A 24,311-nucleotide genomic window follows, 5' to 3' on the forward strand; every position below is an offset into this window, starting at 1 on the left:
TACTGGTCTTTCTACTTACTCTGCGAATCTGGTTTATCTGCCAGACAGCGGCAAAGCCAATCAATCATTCTTGAAACCAAAGTGACCGGTTCGTTCGCATTTTGTGTACTATTGCATACAAAACGACACTCTGCGACGTTTCAGCTATTGAACACAAGGCTCTCATGTTGCAAACAGCCCCCAGCGAATTCCCTATTTCCACATCCCAAAGGGAGGCCACCCATGCCTATCACCGTCGGACAGGACACCGCCAAGACACGCAAAGAGCTAAGCGTTAACGGCAAGACCATTTCCTATTACTCGATCCCCGCCGCCACAGAGGCCGGCCTGGGTGATTTCTCGAACCTGCCTGCAGCCCTGAAAGTGGTGCTGGAGAACATGCTGCGTTTCGAAGACGATGGCTTTTCGGTCTCGGTTGACGATATCAAAGCCTTTGCCGAGTGGGGTGCCAATGGTGGCAAGAACCCCCGCGAGATTGCTTACCGCCCTGCCCGCGTGCTGATGCAGGACTTCACCGGCGTTCCAGCCGTTGTCGATCTGGCCGCCATGCGTGACGGCATTAAGGCGCTTGGTGGTGACCCACAGAAGATCAACCCGCTGGCGCCGGTCGATCTGGTTATCGACCACTCGGTGATGATCGACGAATTTGGCAACCCACGTGCGTTCCAAATGAACGTCGACCGCGAATATGAGCGCAACATGGAGCGTTACCAGTTCCTGAAATGGGGCCAGGGCGCGTTTAACAATTTCCGCGTTGTGCCTCCGGGAACCGGTATCTGTCACCAGGTGAACGTCGAGTATCTGGCCAAGACCGTTTGGTCTGACACTGACCAAAACGGTAACGAGGTCGCCTATCCGGACACGCTTGTGGGCACTGACAGCCACACCACCATGGTCAACGGCATGGCCGTTCTGGGCTGGGGTGTTGGCGGTATCGAAGCCGAAGCCGCGATGCTGGGCCAGCCGATCTCAATGCTGATCCCCGAGGTTGTTGGCTTTGAGCTAACCGGCTCAATGGTCGAAGGCACCACAGGCACCGATCTGGTTCTGAAGGTCGTCGAACTGCTGCGCGCCAAGGGTGTGGTTGGTAAGTTTGTCGAATTCTACGGCGAAGGTCTGGACCGTCTGCCGTTGGCAGACCGTGCCACCATTGCCAACATGGCCCCCGAGTATGGCGCCACCTGTGGTTTCTTCCCGATTGATAACGAGACCCTGCGCTACCTGCGCAACACCGGTCGCGACGAAGATCGTGTTGCCCTGGTCGAAGCCTACGCCAAGGCAAACGGGTTCTGGCGCGGAGCAGACTATGCGCCAATCTATACCGACACTATGTCGCTGGACATGGGCACAATTGTTCCGGCGATCTCCGGTCCTAAGCGTCCACAGGACTATGTCGCCCTGAGCAACGCCAAGGATGCCTTCCGTCGCGAAATGGAAGAGACCTTCAAGCGTCCCATGGGCAAAGAAGTCGCCGTCAAAGGTGAAGACTACACCTTGGACAGCGGCAAGGTAGTGATCGCCTCGATCACATCCTGTACCAACACATCGAACCCCTACGTCATGATCGGCGCTGGCCTGGTGGCCCGCAAAGCCGCAGCGCTGGGTCTGGACCGCAAGCCTTGGGTGAAAACCTCGTTGGCACCGGGTTCGCAAGTCGTATCCGCCTATCTGGAAGCCGCAGATCTGCAAAAAGATCTGGACTCGGTTGGTTTCAACCTCGTGGGCTATGGCTGCACCACCTGTATCGGTAACTCCGGCCCAATTCAGGCCGAACTGTCCGAGGCCATCGCCGAAGGCGATTTGGTTGCAACGGCTGTTCTGTCGGGTAACCGCAATTTTGAGGGTCGTATCAGCCCTGATGTGCGCGCCAACTATCTGGCCTCACCGCCGCTGGTGGTCGCCTATGCATTGGCAGGCACCATGGACATCAACATCGACACCGATGTGATCGCTCAGGACAAAGACGGCAACGACGTCTACCTGAAAGACATCTGGCCGACCACTCAGGAAGTTGCGGAACTGGTCGAACAGACCGTCACCCGCGCAGCCTTCCTCGAGAAATACGCTGATGTGTTCAAGGGCGACGACAAATGGCAGGGCGTAGAGACCACCGACGCCGAGACCTATGATTGGCCTGCTGCCTCGACCTACATTCAGAACCCGCCCTACTTCCAGGGCATGAGCACTGAACCGGGTACAATCAGCAATATCAAAGACGCCAAGGTTCTGGCCATTCTGGGCGACATGGTCACCACCGACCACATCTCGCCTGCGGGCGGCTTTGCCACCACCACTCCGGCTGGCGGCTACCTGCTGGAGCGCCAGGTGCAACCGCGTGAGTTCAACTCATATGGGTCGCGTCGCGGCAACCACGAGATCATGATGCGCGGCACCTTTGCCAACATCCGCATCAAGAACGAGATGCTGGACGGCGTCGAAGGCGGTTACACCACTGGTCCCGATGGCAAACAGGCGGCGATCTATGAAGCGGCTATGGCCTACCAAGAGGCCGGCACTCCGCTGGTGATCTTTGGCGGCGAACAATACGGCGCTGGCTCCTCGCGTGACTGGGCGGCCAAGGGCACAGCCCTGCTGGGCGTCAAGGCTGTGATCACCGAAAGTTTTGAGCGTATCCACCGCTCGAACCTGGTTGGCATGGGTGTTATTCCACTGGAATTCACCAATGGTGACAGCCGCAAGTCGCTGGGCCTCACCGGTGAAGAGACTGTATCGATCACTGGTCTGGACACCATCCAGCCACTGCAGGAAGTGCCCTGCGCGATCACCATGGCGGATGGCTCGGTGAAAGAGATCACCCTGAAGTGCCGCATCGATACCGCGCCCGAGATCGAATACATCGAGCACGGCGGCGTGCTGCACTATGTGCTGCGCAACCTGGCCAAGTCGTAAAAACAGCCATTCTAGGCTCTTGAACATGTCCCTCTCTGGGGGCATGTTTTTTCATGTTCAAATTATTTTATGAGTTGCCTATCTCCGTAGGCACTTTGCCTGAAGAGTACCCAATCAAGGTTCCACATTTTGTGCTGCTCTTGTGTCGGGGTGATGTAGATCCTGATTGGCAGTGGAAAGTCGCGAAATGGATTGTGCACTCGTCTGCCATGACTGCTGCGGCGTGGGGGCCAAACACGACCAAATGGGATGATGCAATTGACTGGGCCCTCATTCAGGAACAAGACGAAGGGCGATTAGATAACGCGCGATTTATCCTAACAACATGGCACGACGACGAGCCAATTGAGGACACGCTGGAGTTCCTAGCGCCGATGTCCTCCGAAAAGCCACCCTGCGAGGGACTATTGGTTCTAAATGCTCAAAACACTTCAGTACCGCTCGGCAGAATTGGATACCTTCTGGGCAAGTGAAGGCCTTGTGAGATTCTGTGAAAACCGGCGCCATCAGGCCAATAACTGCACAGACCCTGTGTGTGAATGCTGTATTGCCGTGGCCCGATACGCCACCGATAGTCCGGGCATGAAACAGATATCCCAAATCACCAGCTATCACGCGCATGTCTATTTCGACGCCGAAACCGTCGAACAGGCCCGTGCATTGTGCCAGACGGCGGCCTCAACATTCGACGTTCAGATGGGGCGGGTGCACGAAAAGCCCGTCGGGCCGCATCCCATGTGGTCTTGTCAATTGCTGGCCACACCCGACCAGTTTTCCCAGCTGTTGCCCTGGCTGGCCCTGAACCGCGATGGATTAATCGTATTTTCTCACCCGGAAACCGGCGACCATCTGACAGATCACCTCGATCACGGCATATGGCTGGGCACCGGTCTGGATCTGGACCTGAGCCTCTTTGGCTAACTGCTGCTTGGGTGAGTCTGAAGCGCAAAACGCCCTCCAACGAAAGGCGCCAAGACGGCTGTTTACTGCCCCTTGGCACGCTCCAGTGCTGGGCGCAGGGTCTTCTCAATCACCCGTTCAGTCAGTGGCCCGGCGTGGCGCATGATAATGGTGCCGTCGCCGTCAATCACATAGGTTTCAGGCACGCCATAGACGCCCCAGTCCAATGCCATCTTACCCTTCTCGTCACGACCAATGCCGGTATAGGGGTCGCCCAGCTCGTCCAGGAACGACGCCGCATTGGCCTGCTGGTCCTTGTAGTTGATGCCGTAAATGGCCAGACCTTCGTTCTGCAGGGCCTGCAGATTTGGGTGCTCGATGCGGCAAGGCGCGCACCAGCTGGCCCAATAATTCACCACCTTGACGTTACCATCCCGCAATGTCGCGTCATCAAACCCAGGCTTTCCAGGGAACGCGGTCAAGACCACCGGTGGCGACGTTTGCCCCACCCGCGCCGACGGCAGGCTGTTGGGGTCCTCGCGAAACATACCAATCAGGGCCAAACTGATGAACCCGGCGAACACCACCACCGGCACCGCCATCATCGGAGATATTTTAGCCATTGCCCGTCATCCGTTTTTCCATTCTTTTCATTTCGGCCCGCACCCGGCGGCCACGTATCACACTGATCAGCACCAGCAAAAGCAACAGCGCAATCGACGCCCCATAAGCCGACAGTACCGTGTCAGCGTGTTTTCCCAGATCCGGCATCATGCCTCAGCCCTTTCACGCGCCATAAGCGCCTTGATCCGCCGGGCCCGAATTTCGGTGCCTGTGCGGTAAAAAACCAGCGCAACAAATAAAAGGACAAAGCCAACGATGCAAAGCATCAGCGGGTAGAAATAGATATTGTTGACCTTTTCCTCTGTATCCGTGCCGGTCACCGCTGCGGCCCGCATGATCGAGGCGCCCTGATGCAGCCCCTGATTCCAGAAATTCACCGCATAGCGGCTAAGCAGCGCAAATACACTGCCGACCAAGCATAGAAACGACGTCAAATCTGCGGCAGTGTCGGCATCCTCGATAGCCTCCCACAGAGCCATGTAGCCAAGGTAGAACAGGAACAGGATCAGAAACGAGGTCAGACGCGGGTCCCAGACCCACCAGGTGCCCCAGGTCGGCTGGCCCCAGATGGCGCCGGTGACCAGGGCAATCAGGGTCATCACCATCCCAATCGGTGCCGCCGCCCGCGCCGCCAGCGCGCTGACGTGGTGGCGCCGTATCAGCCAGACCAGCGAGGTCGCCAGCATCATGACCCAGATATTGATCGCCAGCATCGCAGTTGGTACATGCAGATAGATGATTTTCACGGTCGAGCCCTGACGGGCTTCGTCGCCAGTGAAAAAGAAACCCCAGATCAGCCCGGCCACAATGCACAGCGCCGAGGCCCCCCACAGGGCCGGGGTCACCCGCTCGGTGCTGGTGATGAATTTCTTTGGATTGGCATATTCCCAGATCGACATATTGGGTACCTAGCTAGTTCCTATAGGGTTCTCAAATCACGAATGCCTCAACGCAGATTGATGCGCAAGACGGCGGCACTGGCAAAAGGCAGCAGCGCAATGGACGCCGCTGAAATTCCTGCCAGCATCAGGAGCGGGGTCTGAATGTCCATGCCGATGGCGCCACGCCGGGCCACCTCAGCCCCAAAGATCAGAGTGGGCATATACAGGGGCATCACCAGCAGCGACATCAACAGCCCACCACGTTTCAGGCCAACGGTCAGCGCCGCACCAAAGGTGCCGATCACCGACAAGGCAGGTGTGCCCAGCAGCAGCGAGACCATCACCCACTGGAACCCCGGCACCGGTAGGTTCAGCAGAACCCCCAGCACCGGCGCAGCCAGCACCAGCGGCAGGCCAGTGGTGATCCAATGTGCCAGCGCCTTGACGGACACAGTGGCCTCTAGCGGCAGCGGTGCGGTGGCCAGCAAATCCAGCGAGCCATCCTCCCAGTCTAGGGCCAGCAGACGATCCAGTGACAACAGACAGGCCAGTAGTGCACCAAGCCACAGAACGCCGGGCGCGATTGAGGCCAGCAATGCGGGATGTGGCCCCACGGACAGCGGCACCATCACCGTTACGATCAGAAAAAATGCCAACCCCAGCCCAAAGCCGCCGCCGGCCCGCATGGCCAACCGCAAATCCCGCATCAGCAACGCAATCACAGGAAACCTCCGTCGAAATCGTCAATCGCCGGCAGTTTTGCCTTGAAGGGACCGACCTCTAGCACCTCACTATCCAGTCCCAGATCGATATGGGTCGCAATCAGGGCTGATCCCCCCTGCCCCAGATGAGCCCGGACCGCGTCAGCAAACATCGCCACGGATTTTACATCCAGACTCACGGTGGGCTCATCCAGAACCCAAATTGGCAGCCCGGTAACCAGCATCCGCGACAGGCCCAGCCGCCGCTTTTGTCCGGCCGACAGCTCACCAGCCGGGCGATCACGCAGACCGCCCAGATCAAAGGCATCAACCGCCGCGTCGATCCCTTTTGCGCCAAATACTTTGGCCCAGAACGTTAGATTCTCGGCGACCGTCAATGTGGGTTTGATACCGTCGATATGCCCGGCATAGGCAATGCTGTCTTCGGCACACCGGATCGTGCCCGAGACCGGCGGCTGCAAACCGGCGATGGTCCGTAACAACGTGGTCTTGCCACTTCCATTGGGTCCTCGCAGGATCAGAGCCTGCCCAGGTTCAAGCGTAAAGCTGAGCCCCGCCAGCACCGGGATACCACCCCGGGCGATACATAGATCCGATATCTTGAGGCTCATCTAATCCGGTTATCCCTTTGCCTGCAGTGGCATAATACGCAAATCACGCCTGGGTCTTTGCGACAGATCAAACCACCGGCAAAGCGGCCAGTGCAATGCGGCGCCCCTCGGACAGCAATACATTATACGTCCTGCAGGCAGCCGGTGAGTTCATCACTTCAATCCCCAGTCCAGCTTCCTCCAGCATTTCGCGCAGGGTGGCAGGAATATAGGCGATTTCGGCGCCGGTGCCCAGAAACAGCACATCGACCTCGCCGGTGAGAGCCAGCAGCGAAGCACTGTCCGCGTAGCCGCCCCAGGGACCGGTGCCCTTTGGCCCGGTCAAGACCGCGCCTTGGTGCAGCTCGCCGCCAATTCTGAAGAAATTCGGTCCGTAGCTGTCGACCGGAGTGGCATCGGTATAGGTCACTTCGTTTAGGCGCATTGCAGGCTCCTGTTAGTCGAAAAGCGGCAGGCTGGTCAGAACCGCAAGCCCGATCACCGAATAAGACGCCACCCGGTAGATTTTCTCAAGCTTGGGATCGAACAGGGCTTTGCCGATCAGAGTTGTGATCAAATAGGGCAGCGACAGCATCAGCGCCACCATCAGTGTTTCCATACCGGCAAAGCCGCCGAACACCAGATTGGTGACAATCACCACATCCAGCGCGGCCAAAAAGACAATCGTATTAGCGCGCACCCGGCTGACATCGCGGACATTGGCCAGGTAAAACACGATAACAACCGGACCTGTCAGACCGGTCATACCGCCCACCGTGCCCGCAGCCCCGCCAATGGCAAAGCGTCCCGGCCAACCGATTTTACCCTGCCAGCGCCAGCCGGTAATGACAACCACAAGGGTCACGCCAATCACCACCGAGACAAGCCAGCGCAGCACCAACCCATCCAGTTGCATCATCATCCAGATCCCGATCGGCACGGTGATGCCAGCCGCCATCGCCAAGGCTCCCACCTCGGATTTATCCGCCTGTTTCCAGGCAGAGGGGAACAATGCAGCGGTCGAGAACACACCCGTAGTGGCCATCAGAAACACCACATCAGCGGTTGGCAGGAACTGGGCGCCAATCGGGACGAATATCATCGCCGTCCCAAAACCGGTAAACCCACGCACCAGGCCAGCCACAGAAATGGTCAGCAGTAACCAAGCCAGCCCCGGAGTCTCCAGGGCTGCACTCAAGGCCTCAGGCATCGATATTGGCGAACTGGTTGCCAGTGGTATTGGCCTGCTTGCTCCAGTCGCGTTTGACGCCCAGCTTCAGCAGGATGGTCGAGGCCACAAAGACCGACGAATAGGTGCCGACGATCACGCCCCAGATCATCGCAAAGACAAAGCCACGGATCACGTCTCCGCCCAACACATACAGCGAGATCAATGCGATCAGCGTGGTCACCGAGGTCATCACGGTGCGCGACAGCGTCTGGTTGATCGACAGGTTCAGCACTTCGGCCAGCGACAGTTTCTTGAACTTGCGCAGGTTTTCCCGCACCCGGTCAAACACCACCACGGTATCGTTCAGGGAGTAGCCAACAATGGTCAGCAGGGCCGCGATGATGGCCAGATCAAACTTGATCTGCACCGCCGCGAACACGCCGATGGTCAGCAAGACATCGTGAACCAGCGCCGCAACCGCACCCAGGGCAAACTGCCATTCAAAGCGCAGCCAGATATAGATCAGGACCGCGCCAATCGCCAGCACCACAGCAAGAACCGCCGTCTGCACCAGCTCACCCGAGACTTTTGGGCCTACCGATTCAACCGAGACGAATTTGATACCCGGTGCAACTTCGTCCAGTACCGCCCGCAGCGCTTCGATGGTCTCGCCCGAGATCGCTTCGCCGTCAGCCTGCGCCTGAATGCGGATCATTGCGACATGCTGATCTTCCTCAAACGTTGGGTCGAACACCTCGGTGATCGAGATATCGCCCAACTCCATCGGTTCGATTGCCTTACGATAGGCGCCGACGTCCATAGCCAGTGTGCTTTCGGTCCGCACCGTGGTCCCGCCACGGAAATCGATACCGAAGTTCAGCCCCTGGGCAAAGAACGACACCACACTCAACACCAGCAACAGGGACGAGAACCCCATCCACAGCTTCCAGCTGTTGAAGAAATCAAACGAGGTCTTTTCGGGAACTAGTTTCAGTCTCATCTTACACCTCGATGGTTTTTGGACGGCGGCGTTCAAACCACATGATGATCATCACACGGGTCACAAAGATCGCTGTGAACACCGAAGTCATGATCCCCAGTCCCAGGGTAATGGCAAATCCACGCACCGGACCCGATCCCATGGCAAACAGGATCACTGCCGTAATGAAGGTGGTGACGTTGGCATCCAGAATGGCGCTGAGCGCTTTGGAATATCCTTCCTCGATAGAGCGCGCCGGGCCACGGCCCGCCTTCAGCTCTTCGCGGATACGTTCAAACACCAGCACATTGGCATCCACTGCCATACCGACGGTCAACACGATACCGGCAATACCTGGCAGCGTTAGGGTGCCGCCAATCAGGCTGAGCATACCAAAGATCAGCGCGATGTTCAGGATCAACGCGACGTTGGCAAAGATACCAAACAACCCATAGCTCAGCACCATAAAGACCAGCACGCCGACGAAGGCGACGATCGTGGCAATCTTACCTGCATCAATGCTGTCTTGACCCAGTTCCGGACCAATGGTGCGCTCTTCCAGAAACTCCAGCTCGGCAGGCAAGGCACCCGCGCGCAGCAGGACTGCCAAGTTGGTGCTTTCCTCGATGGTGAAGTTACCGGTGATGATACCAGACCCACCCGGAATATGGCTTTGGATCACAGGGGCCGAGACCACCTCGTCGTCCAGAACGATAGCAAAGGGCGAGCCGATGTTTTCGGCTGTATAATCGCCAAAGCGACGCGCCCCCGATGTATTAAAGCGGAAACTGACGGCCGGCCCCCCGTTTTGGTCAAACGAAGGCTGCGCATCGACCAGATCTTCGCCGGTCACCACTGGCGCGGATTCGATGGTGAAATAGACACCTGGATCATCCAGCGATGGGACAATCTTGTTGCCAGCCCCTGCAACCGCATCCGGATCGGACCCGCGACCCACCACCGGGCTGAATGTCAGCTGGGCGGTGGTGCCGATGATGGCTTTCAACTCGGACGCAGAGCCAATGCCCGGCACCTGGATCAGGATACGGTCAACGCCCTGACGCTGAATGGTCGGCTCTCGGGTGCCGACTTCATCGATCCGGCGGCGCACGATTTCCAGTGACTGGCGCACGGTGCGATCATCCGAGGCCAGCTTCTCGGCGTCAGACAATTGGATGGTAATAATGTCTCCCGTCGCCGAGGCCTCGATATCGGTTGATCCGGCCCCGGTCAGACTGGTGACCGGATTGGCCAGGCCACGGACCAGTTCCAGCGCCCGGCTCATGCCTTCGGGTTTAGAGATTTTCAGACGAATCTGATCCTCTGGCCCTGGTTGACGGCGAAATGTCCCCACAGTGGCCCGTTCCGGGCGCAAGACATTGCGCACTTCAGGCCATAGCGAGTCCATGCGCGCAGCATAGACGTCAGCAACCTTTACCTCGGCCAGCAGATGCGCACCGCCGCGCAGGTCCAGACCCAGGTTCACCAGTGACGATGGCATCCAGGATGGCCATTGGTCGACGATTTCCAGCCGCTCGGGCGTTTCACCCTTGGCGGTAATTTCGATGGCCGCATCGTTGGACATTTCGACACGCGTATAAAACGCATTTGGCAGGGCAAGCAGCAGGCCGGTCACACAGACCAGCCAAATCAGCACCCTCTTCCAGAGATCAATTTGCAGCATTGCCCTGCCTTTATAGTAATTTACGTCAGAGGTTTAGGCTGCTGGCTCGGTCTTGTTGAGCACCTGAGCAATGGTCCCTTTGACCACACGAACCTTGACGCCGTCAGCGATTTCAACTTCGATTTCGCCGTCGTCTTTGACCTTGGCAACCTTGCCGATCAAACCACCCTGGGTGATCACCTGATCGCCACGGCGCAGGGCCTCGACCATCGCTTTGTGCTCTTTCATTTTCTTCTGCTGAGGGCGGATCAGCAGCATGTACATGATACCAAAGATCAGAATGAGCGGCAAAAACTGGCCAAGTGCGCCTGCGTCCATTGGGGTATTCCTTTTGTTAAGGTCACGCCGTAATCAGCGTAAAATTCGCTGGCGAACCTATGCGCTGATCATCGGCATTGCAAGGCAACGCAGACCTTTGACTCGCTGTAAAAATATCCTTTCGCATTCCCGCACAGGCTAGCCAGCTGCAGAATGTTGAATATAGTCATGCTCAAAGGAAATTCATTGATGATGACACATATTATTCGCGGACTGTCCTGCATCGGATTTTGTCTTGCCCTGCTAATTCCCTCCTATGCGCTTGCCCAGGCCAAGGCACCGGACAACCAGCCGGTCGAAGAGGTTGCCCCCGTCGACGACGGCGTGTTTCGCGCGCCGGTTATCATTGATGGTGAAGAGCTGTTCTTGGTGCGTGGATCAACCGCCTTGCCTGGCACCGAACGGGCCGAACTGGTGGCCGGTCGTATTACCACCGTCGCAGAGGCCAATGACACACGCAGTGTCGAAATCTCGCTCGAATCAGTGGATCTGGGCACCGAGATCTTTGCCGATGGGGTGCTGATAACTGTCGTGACCAACGCAGATGCGGCTTTAGAGCAACTGGACACGGCGGTTCTGACCAAATTACAGGCGGACGTAATTCGTAAGGCGATCATAGCCTATCGCTTCGCCAGAACCGACGAGGCCCGGCTGCACTCGATTTTTGTCGTGGCCGGCTGGACTCTCGCCTTTATTCTGTTCACGACGGTGATCATCTGGCTAAAGCGACGGTTTAAAATCATCATCGACACGCTGGTCCACCGCCATTTTGAATCGGTCGAAAGCGTGACCAATTCCCATGTGCAGGCAGACGCCATTGCCGCGCTCATCCGATTTGGGGTGAATTTCATTCTGCTGTCGCTTCTGTTCCTTGGTATCTACTATTACCTGTCACTGATCCTGCTCTCCTTTGCTGAAACCCGCTATGTGGCGCAACTTCTGCTGACCTATGTCACCCGACCAGTGCTGAATATTCTGATCGGGTTTGTGCTCTATATTCCCAACCTGATCACCCTGGCGATCATTGGTTTTCTCACCACCTATGTGCTCAAGGGCCTGCGGGTGTTCTTTGATGCTGTGGCGGCCGGCACCTTTGTGATCGGCGATTTTGAGAAACACTGGGTCAACCCGACCTATAACATCGTACGCGCCGTGCTGATCATGATCGCCCTGGTGTTTGCCTTTCCCTATATTCCCGGTTCGGACTCGGCAGCGTTTCAGGGGCTGACCCTGCTGGTGGGCGCGATGCTGTCACTGGGCGCCAACTCGGTTGTCGGCAACATGCTGTCGGGGCTGTTTGTAATCTACCGCCGCTCTACCAGTATTGGTGACCGCATCAAAATCGGCGAGCACACCGGCGATGTCATTCAGATCAAACTGATGGAGACCCATCTGAAGTCCATCAAGAACGAGCTGATTTCAATCCCCAACGCGCAGCTGTTGAATTCTGAAGTGATCAACTACTCCAAGAAGATCGACGGCTCGGGGCTGTTGCTGCACACCACCGTCGGCATCGGCTACGAGGAAACGCCCGCCAAGATCGAGGCCATGCTGATCGAGGCCGCCCACCGCACCAAAGATCTGAAAACCCGCCCTGCCCCCTTTGTGCTTTGGGCCGGGCTGGCGGATTACGCGATCAATTACCAGATCAACGCCTATACCACCCGAGGCACCTCTATCCCGCGCATCAAGTCGGACCTGCACAAGCACATCGTGGCGGTGTTCAACGAAAACAAGGTCCAGATCATGACCCCAAGTTACATCGCCGACACCGAAGAGCCGAAGATCGCGGAGAATGAGTGGGATGGAGAGCTGGCCACGAAAAACTAAGGGCCACGCCCGACCTCGGGTGGGAGCGCAAGCACCCTCCCACGGGGGAGGTCAGGCGCTGCCCGACTTACAGCCGTGCCAGACAGATGAGCCACCCAACCCTCTCCGCGTGCTCCCCTCACCCCTTCTTAACGCTCCTGTGCCAAATTCCCTCACCCACTGCGTGAACCTTTCACCTCCCCTTCCCCTTTGTCCCCTGCTGCGGCATATGATTGCGCAGTGATTCAAAACCGTCCAAGGAGACGACCCCATGCATGACATCCGCGCGATCCGTGAAAACCCTGCCGATTTCGACGCCGCTCTGGCGCGGCGTGGGGATGCGGGCATGTCATCCGAGATCCTGGCGCTCGACGCCGCCCGCCGCGACAAGATCCAGTCGGCTGAATCGGCACAGGCCGAACAGAAAAAGGCCAGCAAAGAGGTCGGCGCAGCCAAGGGTCGGGGTGACGACGCCGAGTTTGAGCGCCTGCGCGCGCTGGTGTCCGAGAAAAAGGCCGAAGTCGCCGCGATGCAGACCGAAGCCAAAGAGCTGGACGCCCAGCTAACCGACATGCTGGCCCGCATTCCCAACCTGCCCGCCGCCGATGTCCCCGAAGGTGCTGACGAGGACGACAATGTCGAAGTCAGCCGCTGGGGCACGCCAGCCACGCTGCCTTTTGCCGCAAAAGAGCACTTTGATATCACCGGCGTCACCGCCTCGATGGATTTCGACACCGGCGCCAAACTGTCAGGCAGTCGCTTTGTGGTGCTGCGTGGCGCAGTTGCCCGCATCCACCGCGCGCTGGGTCAATTCATGATCGACACCCATGTGGACAAAAACGGCCTGACCGAGGTCAACACCCCGGTTCTGGTCCGTGACGAGGCGATGTATGGCACAGACAAATTGCCGAAATTCGGCGAGGACAGCTATCAGACCACCAATGGCTGGTGGCTGATCCCCACATCCGAAGTGCCACTGACGTATTCCGTCGCCGAAGGCGTGCTGGACGAGTCTGCTCTGCCAATCCGCATGACCGCGCATTCGCTGTGTTTCCGCTCTGAGGCGGGATCGGCCGGGCGCGACACATCGGGCATGCTGCGCCAGCACCAGTTTGAAAAGGTCGAGATGGTCTCGGTCACCCATCCGGACGCTTCGGACGATGAGCAGAAACGCATGCTGCGCTGCGCTGAGGATCTGCTAGAGCAACTGGGTGTGCCCTATCGCACCGTGTTGCTCTGTACTGGCGACATGGGCTTTGGTGCGCGCCGCACCTTTGACATCGAGGCTTGGTTGCCGGGTCAGAACGCCTACCGCGAGATCTCCTCTGTTTCGACCACCGGCGCCTTTCAGGCCCGCCGGATGTCCGCTCGTTTCAAGCCTGCCGAAGGTGGCAAGCCCGAGTTTGTGCATACGCTGAACGGATCTGGTCTGGCCGTGGGTCGGTGTTTGATTGCGGTGCTGGAGAATGGTCAGCAAAAGGACGGATCGGTGATCCTACCCGCCGTTCTGGCGCCTTATCTGGGTGGCAAGACCACGCTGACCGCCGAGGGTTCGCTGACTTAAACCAAAGCCGAAAGCACTGCCCGGCACCCCCGGGCAGTGCAATCCCGTCATTTGGGAAACGGCACCAGACGCCGCCGATCTTCATCCCACAGCTTTAACCCCAGGGCCCGCAGCGCCTCGGGGAACCCGATCCGGCGCGGTGCCAATTCCGGCGGCAGGCTATGGTGGCACGCACGCAGCCGATACGATGGTATGCGCGAATTCAGGTGGTGGATGTCATGCAGATTGATGCCGGCCACCACCAAATCAAAAAACCAGCCGAAATCAAGACAAGAGGCCCCTTGTATCGCCGCCATTTGCGGGTCGTGGTCGGGACGTCGGTCCCAATAAGTGTCTTCAAAATTATGCTGCAGATAGACCAGAAACACCCCGACCATGCCGCCGAAAAAGGAAAACCCAAGCCAAACCCAGACCGCGGTTAATCCACCAAGTACATACAGCGAAAATACAAACCCCATGATCACCAGGTTGTGCAGCAAGACGCCAACCACGCCAAAGCGGACAGTGTTCTTGGGCCAGCGATATCGAATAAAATATGTGAACGCCGCCCCCAGGGGCACCAGTACCAATGGATTGCGGTACAGCCGATAGAACAGCCGCTGCCAAAATCCGGCCTGCTGCCACTCGGCCAGGGTCATGGTGTTAATCTCTCCTGTTTCACGATGCTCCAGATTACCTACCCCCGCATGATGCAGGTTGTGGTTCTGCTTCATCACTTCGAAGGGCGCAAAGCTGAATGGCGACAAAGCATGGCCCGCTATTTGGTTCAAACGGTGTGTTTCGAACAAGGAATTATGGCCAGCGTCATGCTGCAGCACATAGAGACGCACGGCTGAAAACGCATAAATCACACCAAACGGTGCCATCAGATACCATTGCCCAGAAAATTCAACGGCCAGCCAGAGGGATAGAAAATAGATGGCGAATGTCCCGAAAAAGCTAAGTGATGCCAGCCTGTTATCTCTTTCGCAATAGCGACGGGTATGTGCTCTGAGATCCATGTAAAAACCCATAAATATGTTCTGTAACGCCCCGATGAAAAACAAGACGCAGGTAATTCATCTAAAAAACTAATATTCGCCTGCATGAGAACAAGAGGCGCGCCACACAAAAGACCCGCAGTACAGACTTAACAATCGCCGGGTCCAAACTGCAAACAGGCGGCCCAACATGGACCGCCTGCTAAATTTTATGCCACTTAAACGAGAAATGCTACCCCCGCTGAGGGCCCTTTAAGTGCTTACGCAGCTTGCTTGGCGGCGCTTTCTTTCGACCCTTAAAGGGGTTCTTGTCGTTCTGAGACCGCAAGGTCAGGCGAATCGGCGATCCCGGCATATCAAAATCCTGGCGCAACCCGTTGACCAGATAGCGCTTGTAGCTTTCCGGCATTTTGTCGGGATGTGAGCACATCACCACAAATCCGGGCGGGCGGGTTTTGGCTTGCGTCATGTAGCGCAGTTTGATGCGTTTGCCCTGCGGAGCCGGCGGCGGGTGCTGCTCTAGCATCCCCACCAGCCAACGGTTCAGCGCAGCGGTTGGGACCCGGCGGTTCCAGACGTCATGGGCCCGCATGATGGCTTCTTGCAGCCGGTCCAACCCACGGCCGGTCTTGGCCGATACCGTGATCAGTGGCGCGCCACGCAGTTGCGGCAGCAACCGGGCAAAAGATTCTTTCAGATCGCGCAGCTTGTCCTGCTTTTCTTCCTCGATGTCCCATTTGTTGACAGCGATCACCACGGCCCGGCCTTCGCGTTCAGCCAAATCGGCAATGCGCAGATCCTGTTGCTCAAACGGGATTTCAGCGTCCAGCAGAACCACAACCACCTCGGCAAACTTCACCGCGCGCAGCCCGTCGGACACCGACAGTTTCTCAAGCTTTTCCTGCACCTTGGCTTTTTTGCGCATACCGGCGGTATCAAAGATACGCATCGGCACACCGCCCCACTCCATGCGCAGACTGATGGCGTCACGGGTGATGCCAGCCTCGGGGCCAGTCAGCAGGCGCTCTTCGCCCAGGATCTGGTTGATCAGGGTCGATTTGCCTGCATTCGGGCGGCCAACCACGGCCACTTGCAACGGCTTGGCAGAGGTTGGAACAGGAACTGTATAGCTCTCGTCGTCTTCGTCGTCGTCCTCATCCAGATCGACATCAACTTCGGGCGTGTCCCGCACGGCCTGCGCTTCGAACTGATCAGCCAGAGGCATCAATTGGGTGTATAGGTCGTTCAGGCCTTCGCCGTGCTCAGCTGACAGGCGGATCGGCTCGCCCAGGCCCAGATTATAAGCCTCGATTACACCGGCATCCGCTGCCGCGCCTTCGCCTTTGTTGGCGGCCAGAATCACATTTGCAGATTTCTTGCGCAGGATCTCGGCGAACATTTCATCCAGTGGGGTCACACCGGCGCGGGCATCGATCATGAACAAGCAAATATCGGCCATCTCAACTGCGCGTTCGGTCAGGCGGCGCATTCGGCCTTGTAGCGAATCGTCGGTGGCGTCTTCCAAACCGGCGGTGTCGATCACGGTGAACCGCAAATCGGCCAGCCGCGCCTCTCCTTCGCGCAAATCGCGCGTCACACCCGGTTGGTCATCGACCAATGCGAGTTTTTTACCGACAAGGCGGTTGAACAGAGTGGATTTGCCCACGTTTGGGCGGCCCACGATGGCGAGGGTGAAGGACATCAGATCAACTTTCAGCGATTCAGATGCGCCCCATAGCGCATTCTGGCGTCAACGGAAAGCGTGCAATTCGCCTTTTGTCGAGACCACGTACAGGGTTTTGCCAACCACGATTGGTGCGGTCGTGGCCCCATCGGGAATTTCTACGGTCCGTACCAGGCTGCCATCTTCGGGTTTGAACATCCGCAACAATCCGTCGTTTGAGACCACAATCACATGACCACCGGCCAGCACCGGGCCATAGTGGGCGACGATAGCGCTGCGCTTACCCGGCTTGTCTTTCAAATACCCAGGCAAGCGAACAGCCCAAATCACCTCGCCCGAGCTGGCGTCCAGGCGCAGCAAACGGCCTAGGTCACTGACCTGGAACAGATTGCCGCCAACAGGCCATATTGGCCCTACAGCCCCCTCACGGGTGGTCCAGATCCGGCCGCCGTCCTCAAGATCAAAGGCCACCGTGCGACCGGAATGGTTGCCCACATAGGCACGGCTTCCAACGACCACAGGTCCCCCGGTGACATCGCCAATGCGGGACGTACTGTGACCCACACGCTGGCCCGCCACCGATGCGCTCCAGCGGCGTAGCCCGCCGTTGCGGAAGGTGGCCGTCAAGTCACCGGCGCCAAATGCAAAGATGGCCAGTGTCGGGGTCAAGGCTGGCGCAGGGCCACCCAAAACATTCGATGGGCTGGGGGTCGCAGAAACCTGCCAGGCGATACGACCGTCTTTGGTGTTAACCGCCCAGCCAGTGTCATCACCGGCAACCACATAGACCAGCCCGCCGCCAACGCTGGGTTGCCCCGAGCCAGTGGCTTCTAGTTTCTGACGCCAGATCTGTTTGCCACTTTTGGCGTCCAGCGCCGTCAACACGCCGTAACCGGACGACACATAGACAACGCCCTCGTGGAACGACAGACCGCCACCCGTTGCGTTGCCATCAGCCGATGGGATCAGATCTGTTGCCCACAGGACCTGCCCCGATGGAGAAACCGCCGACACCTGAACGCTGCTGTCCAGCGTATATATACGCCCGTCGCCGAAGATGGGTGAGGCCGTGATCCGGCTGCGGCGCTCGTCGCCCTCTCCGATGGAAACTGACCAGACACGTTGCGGTGCAGTGCTCAGGGCTGGGTGCGCAGTTCTATACGCCTCAATTCCATGGCTTTGCTGCCAGGATGAGTTGGCCGATTGCTGTGGCAATGAGATGGCGCGCGACTGGTTTTCCACTTGCGCAGAAGACCCTTCACGGATCGTCTCTCGTTCTCCCTGAAGAATGACTTCAGGTTCTTTACAGGCGGCCAAGGTCAGCAGCAAAGCGCCGCCAAGCAGGATCAACCCTGCCCTAGAGGTGGTTTTTGCTGACATCATTGGCCTGCCCCGTCTTCCAGTTCGTATACCCGCGTCATTGTCTGCGCGATGTTTCGTTACCCTTGCGAGATCTCTGGTTCATCCAGAGTCCCACCAAGGGCTACAATCACTTGGCGCGCGCGATCTTGCAAGTCCGCAGTGACTTCGGCGTCTTCAAGGATGGCTTGCAAGCGCGCAATTGCGGCTTCGGCATCACCATCAGCGATATCAATCAATGCCAGTTGCTCTTGCGCCAGCAACCGAAGAGGCGCGCCAGGTTGGGCCAGCGTCTCATACTGGATCCGGCGATCCTGTGCGGACAGGCTGTCGTACTGCAGCCCCAGTGCCTTGAAGGTTGCAATATGACGGTAGATCAGCGGCAGATCAGCATTGGTGGAAATTTCCGCCAGCAACGTCACTGCGGCGTCACCCTGATCAGAATTCGCCAGTGCACCGGCCTGCAACATCTTCAGAATGGCATCGCCACCCGGGGTCTCGGCATCAATCGTTGCCAGAGCCTCGGCGCGTTTGTCTGTCTCATTTTCGGCCAGCGCAGCAATCACCGCATCACCCAGCGATTCAGCCGCAGCCGAGGTTTGGGCCCGGTCATATTCCCGATAGGCAGCACCGGCAACAATCGCGACGACGACAACAGCACCAATCCAGCCATATCGTTTCATCATCAGGAACATTCGGTCGCGGCGAACCTCTTCGGTCACCTCGTCGATAAAACTATCTGTATCGCTCATCAATTCGTCCCTGGTAAGCCCGGCTTGCGCCGGGGAATTCTCTCTCTTTGGCCTCTCTTACCGTGCCTGAAGGGTCAAGCCAAGTGGCGCGTTTAGGTGACATCCCGCAGAGTTCGGCGCAGAATTGCAATAATTTGTGTTCTGAACTGATTAGTTTAGTATGGACAATGAAAATTTCGTTCCTATGTCTATGCTGCCATCACCCCACCCGTGGGAACAAATTATCCCTCGCTGGATCACATTACGGTCCAAACGGGCCAAACTACTTGAAAAGGGCCTACAATGCGCTTGATTCCATTGCTGACCGCCATCGTGGTGACAGCCAGTTTATATATGCTGGTGATTGAACGCGACGCACTTATGGCGTTTGCGCGCGGTGATGACCCGCAAGCCCCCATTGAAACTGTGATTGACGCAACGGAACCTTCGACGGAAGCGGTTATGCAGATGGCCGAGAACCGGATCGGGGTTGTTGTCGTGCGCAGCGAATCCCGCGCGATCGACAGTGCCGTGATTTTACGCGGCCAAACTCAAGCCGCCAGACAGGTTGAGGTTCGCGCCGAAACATCCGCGACGGTCATTTCTGAACCACTTCGCAAAGGCTCTCAGGTTAAGACCGGCGACCTGCTGTGCAGGTTGGATACAGGGACGCGCCAAGCCGCAATGCTAGAGGCGCAGGCCCGTCTCTCCGAAGCCCGCTCACGCGTGCCCGAAGCCGAGGCCCGGCTGGACGAGGCCCGCGCCCGGTTGAAAGAGGCACAGATCAATAACAACGCCTCGCGCAAACTGTCCGAAGGTGGATACGTTTCTGAAACGCGTTTGGCCTCTACTCAAGCGTCCGAACGTTCAGCGATTGCAGGGATTGCCTCGGCAGAAACCGGGTTGCAGACCACCAGTGCTGGTATCGAGTCTGCTGTGGCTGGGGTAGCTGCTGCCCAAAAAGAGATCGACCGGCTGAGCATCACAGCACCGTTTGACGGATTGCTGGAAAGTGACACTGCCGAATTGGGTAGCCTGATGCAGCCCGGCAGCCTCTGTGCGACTGTCATCCAGCTGGACACCATCAAGGTCGTTGGCTTTGTGCCCGAAACCGAGGTCAACCGGATCCAGGTTGGCGCCATGGCCGGGGCCGAGCTGGCCGCCGGTCAGCGCGTTCAGGGACAGGTCACTTTCCTCAGCCGCTCGGCCGATCCAACCACGCGAACCTTTGAAGTTCAGATCACCGTCTCCAATGACGATCTGTCGATCCGGGACGGCCAAACCGCAGACATCGCCATCTCTGCCCCGGGTGATCGCGCGCATAAGCTGCCGCAATCGTCGCTGACACTGAACAATGACGGTCAACTGGGTGTTCGGGTGGTCAACGACAGCCAGATCGTCGCCTTCTACCCCGTGCAACTGCTGCGGGACGAGGCCGACGGCGTCTGGGTCACCGGGCTGCCGGACCAGGCGGATGTAATTGTTATTGGCCAGGACTTTGTGGTTGCGGGTGTTCCCGTCGCGCCAACCTTCCGTGAGGCCACGCAATGATCGGAATAGTCAGCTGGGCCGCCGAACGGGCCCGAATGGTCATTGCCTTTATTGTCATCTCTATCCTGGTCGGTGGGTTTGCCTATTCCAGCCTTCCCAAAGAGGGCGAGCCGGACATTGAAATCCCGGCTCTGTTCATCTCTGTCCCCTTTCCGGGCATTTCTGCAGTAGATTCCGAAAGTCTGCTGGTCAAAGTGATGGAAACCGAACTGGCCGACCTTGATGGGTTGGACAAGATGAGCTCCACCGCGTCCGAAGGCTATGCCGGTATCGCACTCGAATTCGATTTCGGCTGGGACAAAACCGCCGTCATCGCCGACGTGCGTGATGCCATGAACTCGGCCTCGGCTGATTTTCCCGATGGGGCTGAATCCTACACCATCAACGAAATCAACTTCTCAGAATTCCCGATTGTCATCGTCAACCTGACCGGAGACGTGCCGGAACGCACAATGGCGCGTATTGCTAAGGATCTGCAGGATGACTTTGAAGGTATCGATTCCGTGCTGGAAGCCGGGATTGCCGGTAACCGCGACGAAATGGTCGAGGTGCTGATCGACCCACTGCGTCTCGAGGCCTACAATGTCACCGCGCTGGAACTGATCAATGTGGTGCGCAACAACAACCAGCTGATCGCCGCTGGCGAGGTTGAGACCAATCAGGGGACCTTCTCGGTCACCATCCCATCTTCCTTTCATGATGTTGGCGACATCTATACCCTGCCCGTCAAGATCAACGGTGACCGGGTGGTAACACTGGGTGAACTGGCCGAGATCAATTTCACCTTTGAAGACCGCACCGGTACCGCCCGCTTCGACGGCGAAAATACAGTTGCCCTGCAGGTGGTGAAACGCAAAGGCTTTAACCTGATCGACACTGTGGATCAGGTGAAGGCAACCTTGGCTGCTGCCCAAAAGGACTGGCCCGAAGAACTACAGGCCGCAGTGACCGTGGGCACCTCAAACGACCAAAGCCGGGTTGTTGGATCCATGGTGCGCCAGCTCGAAGGCTCAGTTCTGACCGCTGTGGCGCTGGTGATGATCGTTATCCTGGCCTCATTGGGCAGCCGCGCCGCGTTTCTGGTGGGTTTTGCCATTCCCACCTCGTTCCTATTGTGCTTTGCCTTCCTAGCCCTGATGGGGATCACCATTTCAAACATGGTGATGTTTGGTCTGATCCTGGCCGTGGGGATGCTGGTGGACGGTGCGATTGTTGTGGTGGAATACGCCGACAAACGTATCAAACAGGGCATCGGACCGATGCACGCCTATGTCGAGGCGGCGCAGCGTATGTTCTGGCCCGTTGTATCATCGACGGCAACCACGCTTTGTGCCTTCCTGCCCATGCTGTTCTGGCCCGGTGTTCCGGGTGAGTTCATGAGCATGCTGCCGATCACACTGATCTTTGTTCTGTCTGCCTCGCTTCTGGTGGCCTTGATCTATCTGCCCGTCGTTGGTGGTGTATCGGGCCGGATGAGCCGGGTGTTTGAACATTCGTCGGATGGTTTGCGCGCTGTTCTGCCGTGGTGGGTCCGTGTCCCATTGGTCCCGTTCCCCCTTTACGGCATGTTTGTCGGGGCCATGCAGATGCTGAACCCGGACTACATCATGGCCGAAGGAAGCACCGGCGCGTGGCCTCTATTGGTCGGCGCTCTGATTTTGATCCTCTCCGCCTTTGCCGCTTCGGTTGTTCTGGGGGCCGCTGGTATTCAACGCCGTGAAAAAGCTGTTGAGCCCGGCTATCACCACACTGGATTTGGTCACTTCATCAAATTCATTGTCGGCAACCCCGTCATGCCGATTGTGACCATTGGCGCCGTTGGTTTTGCAATCATGACAGTGTTCGGCGCGTTCAGCGAAAACAACAATGGTGTTGAATTCTTTGTCGACACCGAGCCAGAGCAAGCCACAGTCTATGTGCGCGCACGCGGCAATACCTCGCTGTATGAGAACGACGAACTGGTAATGCAGGTTGAAGAGGTCATTTCGGCCCACCCGGCTGTGATCAACGTCTTTGCCTTTGCTGGCGAGGGCGGGTTGGACACTGGCGGTCCCGGTGGTGGTCAGTCGCCTGCCGACACCGTTGGTCAGGTCCAGTTCGAAATCATCGCTTGGGAAGATCGCCCAACACAGACCGAGACCTGGTTCTTTGGCCTGCTAAACCGTCGCGTTACCGCCAATGATTTCGACGGCAAAACCGTGATCGCAGAACTGGAAGCTGAGCTGGCCAAACTGCCCGGCTTCATCGCCGAAATGGCCGTATTGGAACAAGGACCCGGTCAGGGTAAGCCGATCCATCTGCGCATCAAAGGTGACAACTGGGATGTGATGACAACGGCTGCTTTGGCGGCCCGGGCTCATTTCGAAGACACCCCCGGTCTGATCCTGATCGAGGACAGCCTGCCCCTGCCCGGCATCGACTGGGAAATCAATGTCGACGTTGAAAAAGCCGGTCGGTATGGCGCTGATGTTGCCACTGTGGGGGCGATGGTTCAGCTGGTGACCCGCGGTATCCTGTTGGATACCATGCGAGTCGACAGCTCGGATGAAGAGATCGAGATCCGGGTCCGCCTGCCAGAACAGGACCGCGTGTTGTCGACGCTGGATAATCTCAAGCTGCGCACAGCGGATGGCTTGGTGCCCTTGTCCAACTTCATCACCCGCCAACCGGTGCCCAAACTGGCCACCATCAGCCGCGTCGATCAGCAACGGTATTATGACGTCAAAGCCGACGTCGCACCGGCACTGCAAAAACTAATCGGCACGAATCCTGAAACCGGCGAAGACATGCGGCTGGCCTTATTCACGCCTGTGACCGACGGCAAACCTGCCAGCGGCGAGGTGTTTGACGGTCCTGGTGGCACTCAGCTGGAGCTGGTACAGCTCACTGGGGCATCCTCAGCTGAGGACTTGACCCAGGCGCTGGAAGATGGCGCGCGGTTCTCTCCGGTCAATGCAACCGAGCGGATCGAGGTCCTGACAGAATGGCTCGACACCAACCCGCTGCCCGCAGGGGTGAGCTGGGAATGGACTGGCGACCAAGAGGAACAGGCTGAATCCGGTGCCTTCCTGATGAATGCCTTTGCCGGTGCGCTGGGACTGATGTTCGTGATCCTGCTGGCGCAGTTCAACTCGTTCTACAACTCGATCCTGGTGCTGCTGGCGGTGGTTCTGTCCACCACCGGCGTGCTGATCGGTATGATGGTAATGGGGCAGTCGTTCTCGATCATCATGACCGGGACTGGCATTGTGGCGCTTGCGGGGATTGTGGTGAACAACAACATCGTGTTGATCGACACCTATCAGGAGTTCAGCCAGCGCATGCCCCGGATCGAGGCGATCATTCGCACCGCCGAGGCCCGGATCCGTCCGGTGCTGCTGACCACGATCACCACAATGGCCGGTCTGGCCCCGATGATGTTTGGCCTGAGCCTTGATTTCATCGAAGGTGGCTATTCCATCAACAGCCCGACCTCGCTGTGGTGGAAACAGCTGGCAACGGCGGTGGTCTTTGGTCTTGGTATCGCGACCGTTCTGACACTGGTTGTGACTCCATCCATGTTGGCAATCCGCATCTGGCTGGGCACCTACCTGTCCTGGATGGGCCGCCTGTTGGCCCGGGTCACCGGGGGGCGCTCCAGCCGCATTGCGCAAGACATGCGCCTGGCACGCAAAGCCCGCAAAATGCCAACCACCGAAATCCAGTGGGATTCAGTGACTGCGGACAAGCCCAAGACCGCCAAGACACCAAGGGCTGACGACCCGGCCTTGCAAGCAGCCGAGTAAGAGAACCAATCATAGCGGCCCCTGACACAAAAACGTCAGGGGCCGCTTTGCATTTAGGGACAGGATTGC

21 protein-coding genes are annotated in these 24,311 nt (G+C 57.9%); 7 read left to right on the forward strand and 14 right to left on the reverse strand.

Translation table 11 applies throughout. The annotated features are described in order from the left end of the window. The first annotated feature begins 222 nt into the window (after positions 1–222). From acnA to EBB79_RS14955, 3 genes are all read left to right on the forward strand, one after another. Positions 223–2,910: an aconitate hydratase AcnA gene (gene acnA, locus EBB79_RS14945; RefSeq protein ID WP_127749631.1), complete on the forward strand. Its 2,688-nt coding sequence runs from the start codon at positions 223–225 to the stop codon at positions 2,908–2,910. Positions 2,911–2,963: 53 nt separating this feature from the next. Further along, complete coding sequence (locus tag EBB79_RS14950; protein WP_127749632.1) at positions 2,964–3,383, forward strand: DUF7684 family protein; 420 nt, start codon at positions 2,964–2,966, stop codon at positions 3,381–3,383. A 109-nt stretch (positions 3,384–3,492) separates the two neighbouring features. Next, positions 3,493–3,831: a DOPA 4,5-dioxygenase family protein gene (locus EBB79_RS14955; RefSeq protein WP_202977622.1), complete on the forward strand. Its 339-nt coding sequence runs from the start codon at positions 3,493–3,495 to the stop codon at positions 3,829–3,831. 62 nt (positions 3,832–3,893) lie between these two features. Here the strand turns inward: EBB79_RS14955 and EBB79_RS14960 are convergent, their stop codons facing one another. The 10 genes from EBB79_RS14960 to yajC form a co-directional block, all read right to left on the reverse strand. Beyond that, a complete protein-coding gene (locus EBB79_RS14960) occupies positions 3,894–4,433 on the reverse strand; it encodes a DsbE family thiol:disulfide interchange protein (protein ID WP_127749633.1) in 540 nt (179 codons plus the stop codon). Next, a complete protein-coding gene (gene ccmD / locus EBB79_RS14965; protein WP_177627821.1) occupies positions 4,426–4,584 on the reverse strand; it encodes a heme exporter protein CcmD in 159 nt (52 codons plus the stop codon). Before ccmD ends, EBB79_RS14960 begins: the two co-directional genes overlap by 8 nt. Next, positions 4,581–5,333 (reverse strand): heme ABC transporter permease, encoded by a 753-nt coding sequence (locus EBB79_RS14970; RefSeq protein ID WP_127749634.1) that lies wholly within the window; start codon positions 5,331–5,333, stop codon positions 4,581–4,583. The genes ccmD and EBB79_RS14970 overlap by 4 nt, the downstream gene beginning before the upstream one ends. Before the next feature lie 47 nt (positions 5,334–5,380). Further along, a complete protein-coding gene (ccmB, locus tag EBB79_RS14975; protein WP_127749635.1) occupies positions 5,381–6,037 on the reverse strand; it encodes a heme exporter protein CcmB in 657 nt (218 codons plus the stop codon). Next, positions 6,034–6,648 carry a heme ABC exporter ATP-binding protein CcmA gene (gene ccmA / locus EBB79_RS14980; RefSeq protein WP_127749636.1) on the reverse strand — a complete coding sequence of 205 codons (615 nt, stop codon included), beginning with the start codon at positions 6,646–6,648 and terminating at the stop codon, positions 6,034–6,036. Before ccmA ends, ccmB begins: the two co-directional genes overlap by 4 nt. Positions 6,649–6,715: 67 nt before the next feature. Then, on the reverse strand, positions 6,716–7,072 hold the full coding sequence (locus EBB79_RS14985) for an Mth938-like domain-containing protein (RefSeq protein ID WP_127749637.1): 357 nt from the start codon (positions 7,070–7,072) through the stop codon (positions 6,716–6,718). 12 nt (positions 7,073–7,084) lie between these two features. After that, positions 7,085–7,825, reverse strand: coding sequence for a TSUP family transporter (locus EBB79_RS14990; RefSeq protein ID WP_338045763.1), 741 nt, complete (start codon positions 7,823–7,825; stop codon positions 7,085–7,087). A 4-nt stretch (positions 7,826–7,829) separates the two neighbouring features. Next, complete coding sequence (secF, locus tag EBB79_RS14995; protein ID WP_127749639.1) at positions 7,830–8,798, reverse strand: protein translocase subunit SecF; 969 nt, start codon at positions 8,796–8,798, stop codon at positions 7,830–7,832. Position 8,799: 1 nt separating this feature from the next. After that, complete coding sequence (secD, locus tag EBB79_RS15000) at positions 8,800–10,461, reverse strand: protein translocase subunit SecD (protein ID WP_127749640.1); 1,662 nt, start codon at positions 10,459–10,461, stop codon at positions 8,800–8,802. A gap of 33 nt (positions 10,462–10,494) precedes the next feature. After that, positions 10,495–10,779 carry a preprotein translocase subunit YajC gene (gene yajC, locus EBB79_RS15005; RefSeq protein WP_127749641.1) on the reverse strand — a complete coding sequence of 95 codons (285 nt, stop codon included), beginning with the start codon at positions 10,777–10,779 and terminating at the stop codon, positions 10,495–10,497. 189 nt (positions 10,780–10,968) lie between these two features. Here yajC and EBB79_RS15010 point away from each other — a divergent pair, with 189 nt between their 5' ends. Then, on the forward strand, positions 10,969–12,609 hold the full coding sequence (locus tag EBB79_RS15010; RefSeq protein WP_127749642.1) for a mechanosensitive ion channel family protein: 1,641 nt from the start codon (positions 10,969–10,971) through the stop codon (positions 12,607–12,609). A gap of 250 nt (positions 12,610–12,859) precedes the next feature. Then, positions 12,860–14,152: a serine--tRNA ligase gene (serS, locus tag EBB79_RS15015; RefSeq protein WP_127749643.1), complete on the forward strand. Its 1,293-nt coding sequence runs from the start codon at positions 12,860–12,862 to the stop codon at positions 14,150–14,152. A 47-nt stretch (positions 14,153–14,199) separates the two neighbouring features. On the opposite strand, the gene EBB79_RS15020 is transcribed toward serS, so the two are convergent. The 4 genes from EBB79_RS15020 to EBB79_RS15035 all read right to left on the reverse strand — a co-directional run bounded on the left by EBB79_RS15020 (position 14,200) and on the right by EBB79_RS15035 (position 18,927). Next, on the reverse strand, positions 14,200–15,153 hold the full coding sequence (locus EBB79_RS15020) for a fatty acid desaturase (protein WP_127749644.1): 954 nt from the start codon (positions 15,151–15,153) through the stop codon (positions 14,200–14,202). Positions 15,154–15,364: 211 nt separating this feature from the next. Then, positions 15,365–16,834 carry a ribosome biogenesis GTPase Der gene (der, locus tag EBB79_RS15025; protein WP_127749645.1) on the reverse strand — a complete coding sequence of 490 codons (1,470 nt, stop codon included), beginning with the start codon at positions 16,832–16,834 and terminating at the stop codon, positions 15,365–15,367. Between the two features lie 48 nt (positions 16,835–16,882). Then, on the reverse strand, positions 16,883–18,199 hold the full coding sequence (locus tag EBB79_RS15030; protein WP_127749646.1) for a PQQ-like beta-propeller repeat protein: 1,317 nt from the start codon (positions 18,197–18,199) through the stop codon (positions 16,883–16,885). A 56-nt stretch (positions 18,200–18,255) separates the two neighbouring features. Beyond that, positions 18,256–18,927 (reverse strand): hypothetical protein, encoded by a 672-nt coding sequence (locus EBB79_RS15035; protein WP_127749647.1) that lies wholly within the window; start codon positions 18,925–18,927, stop codon positions 18,256–18,258. A gap of 282 nt (positions 18,928–19,209) precedes the next feature. On the opposite strand from EBB79_RS15035, the gene EBB79_RS15040 reads away from it, so the two are divergent. Both EBB79_RS15040 and EBB79_RS15045 read left to right on the forward strand, forming a co-directional pair. Further along, positions 19,210–20,457: an efflux RND transporter periplasmic adaptor subunit gene (locus tag EBB79_RS15040; protein WP_127749648.1), complete on the forward strand. Its 1,248-nt coding sequence runs from the start codon at positions 19,210–19,212 to the stop codon at positions 20,455–20,457. Further along, positions 20,454–24,242, forward strand: a complete 3,789-nt coding sequence (locus EBB79_RS15045) for an efflux RND transporter permease subunit (protein WP_127749649.1) — start codon at positions 20,454–20,456, stop codon at positions 24,240–24,242. The genes EBB79_RS15040 and EBB79_RS15045 overlap by 4 nt, the downstream gene beginning before the upstream one ends. Positions 24,243–24,311 lie beyond the last annotated feature (69 nt).

Source organism: Parasedimentitalea marina (genome assembly GCF_004006175.1).
Lineage (GTDB): Bacteria > Pseudomonadota > Alphaproteobacteria > Rhodobacterales > Rhodobacteraceae > Parasedimentitalea > Parasedimentitalea marina.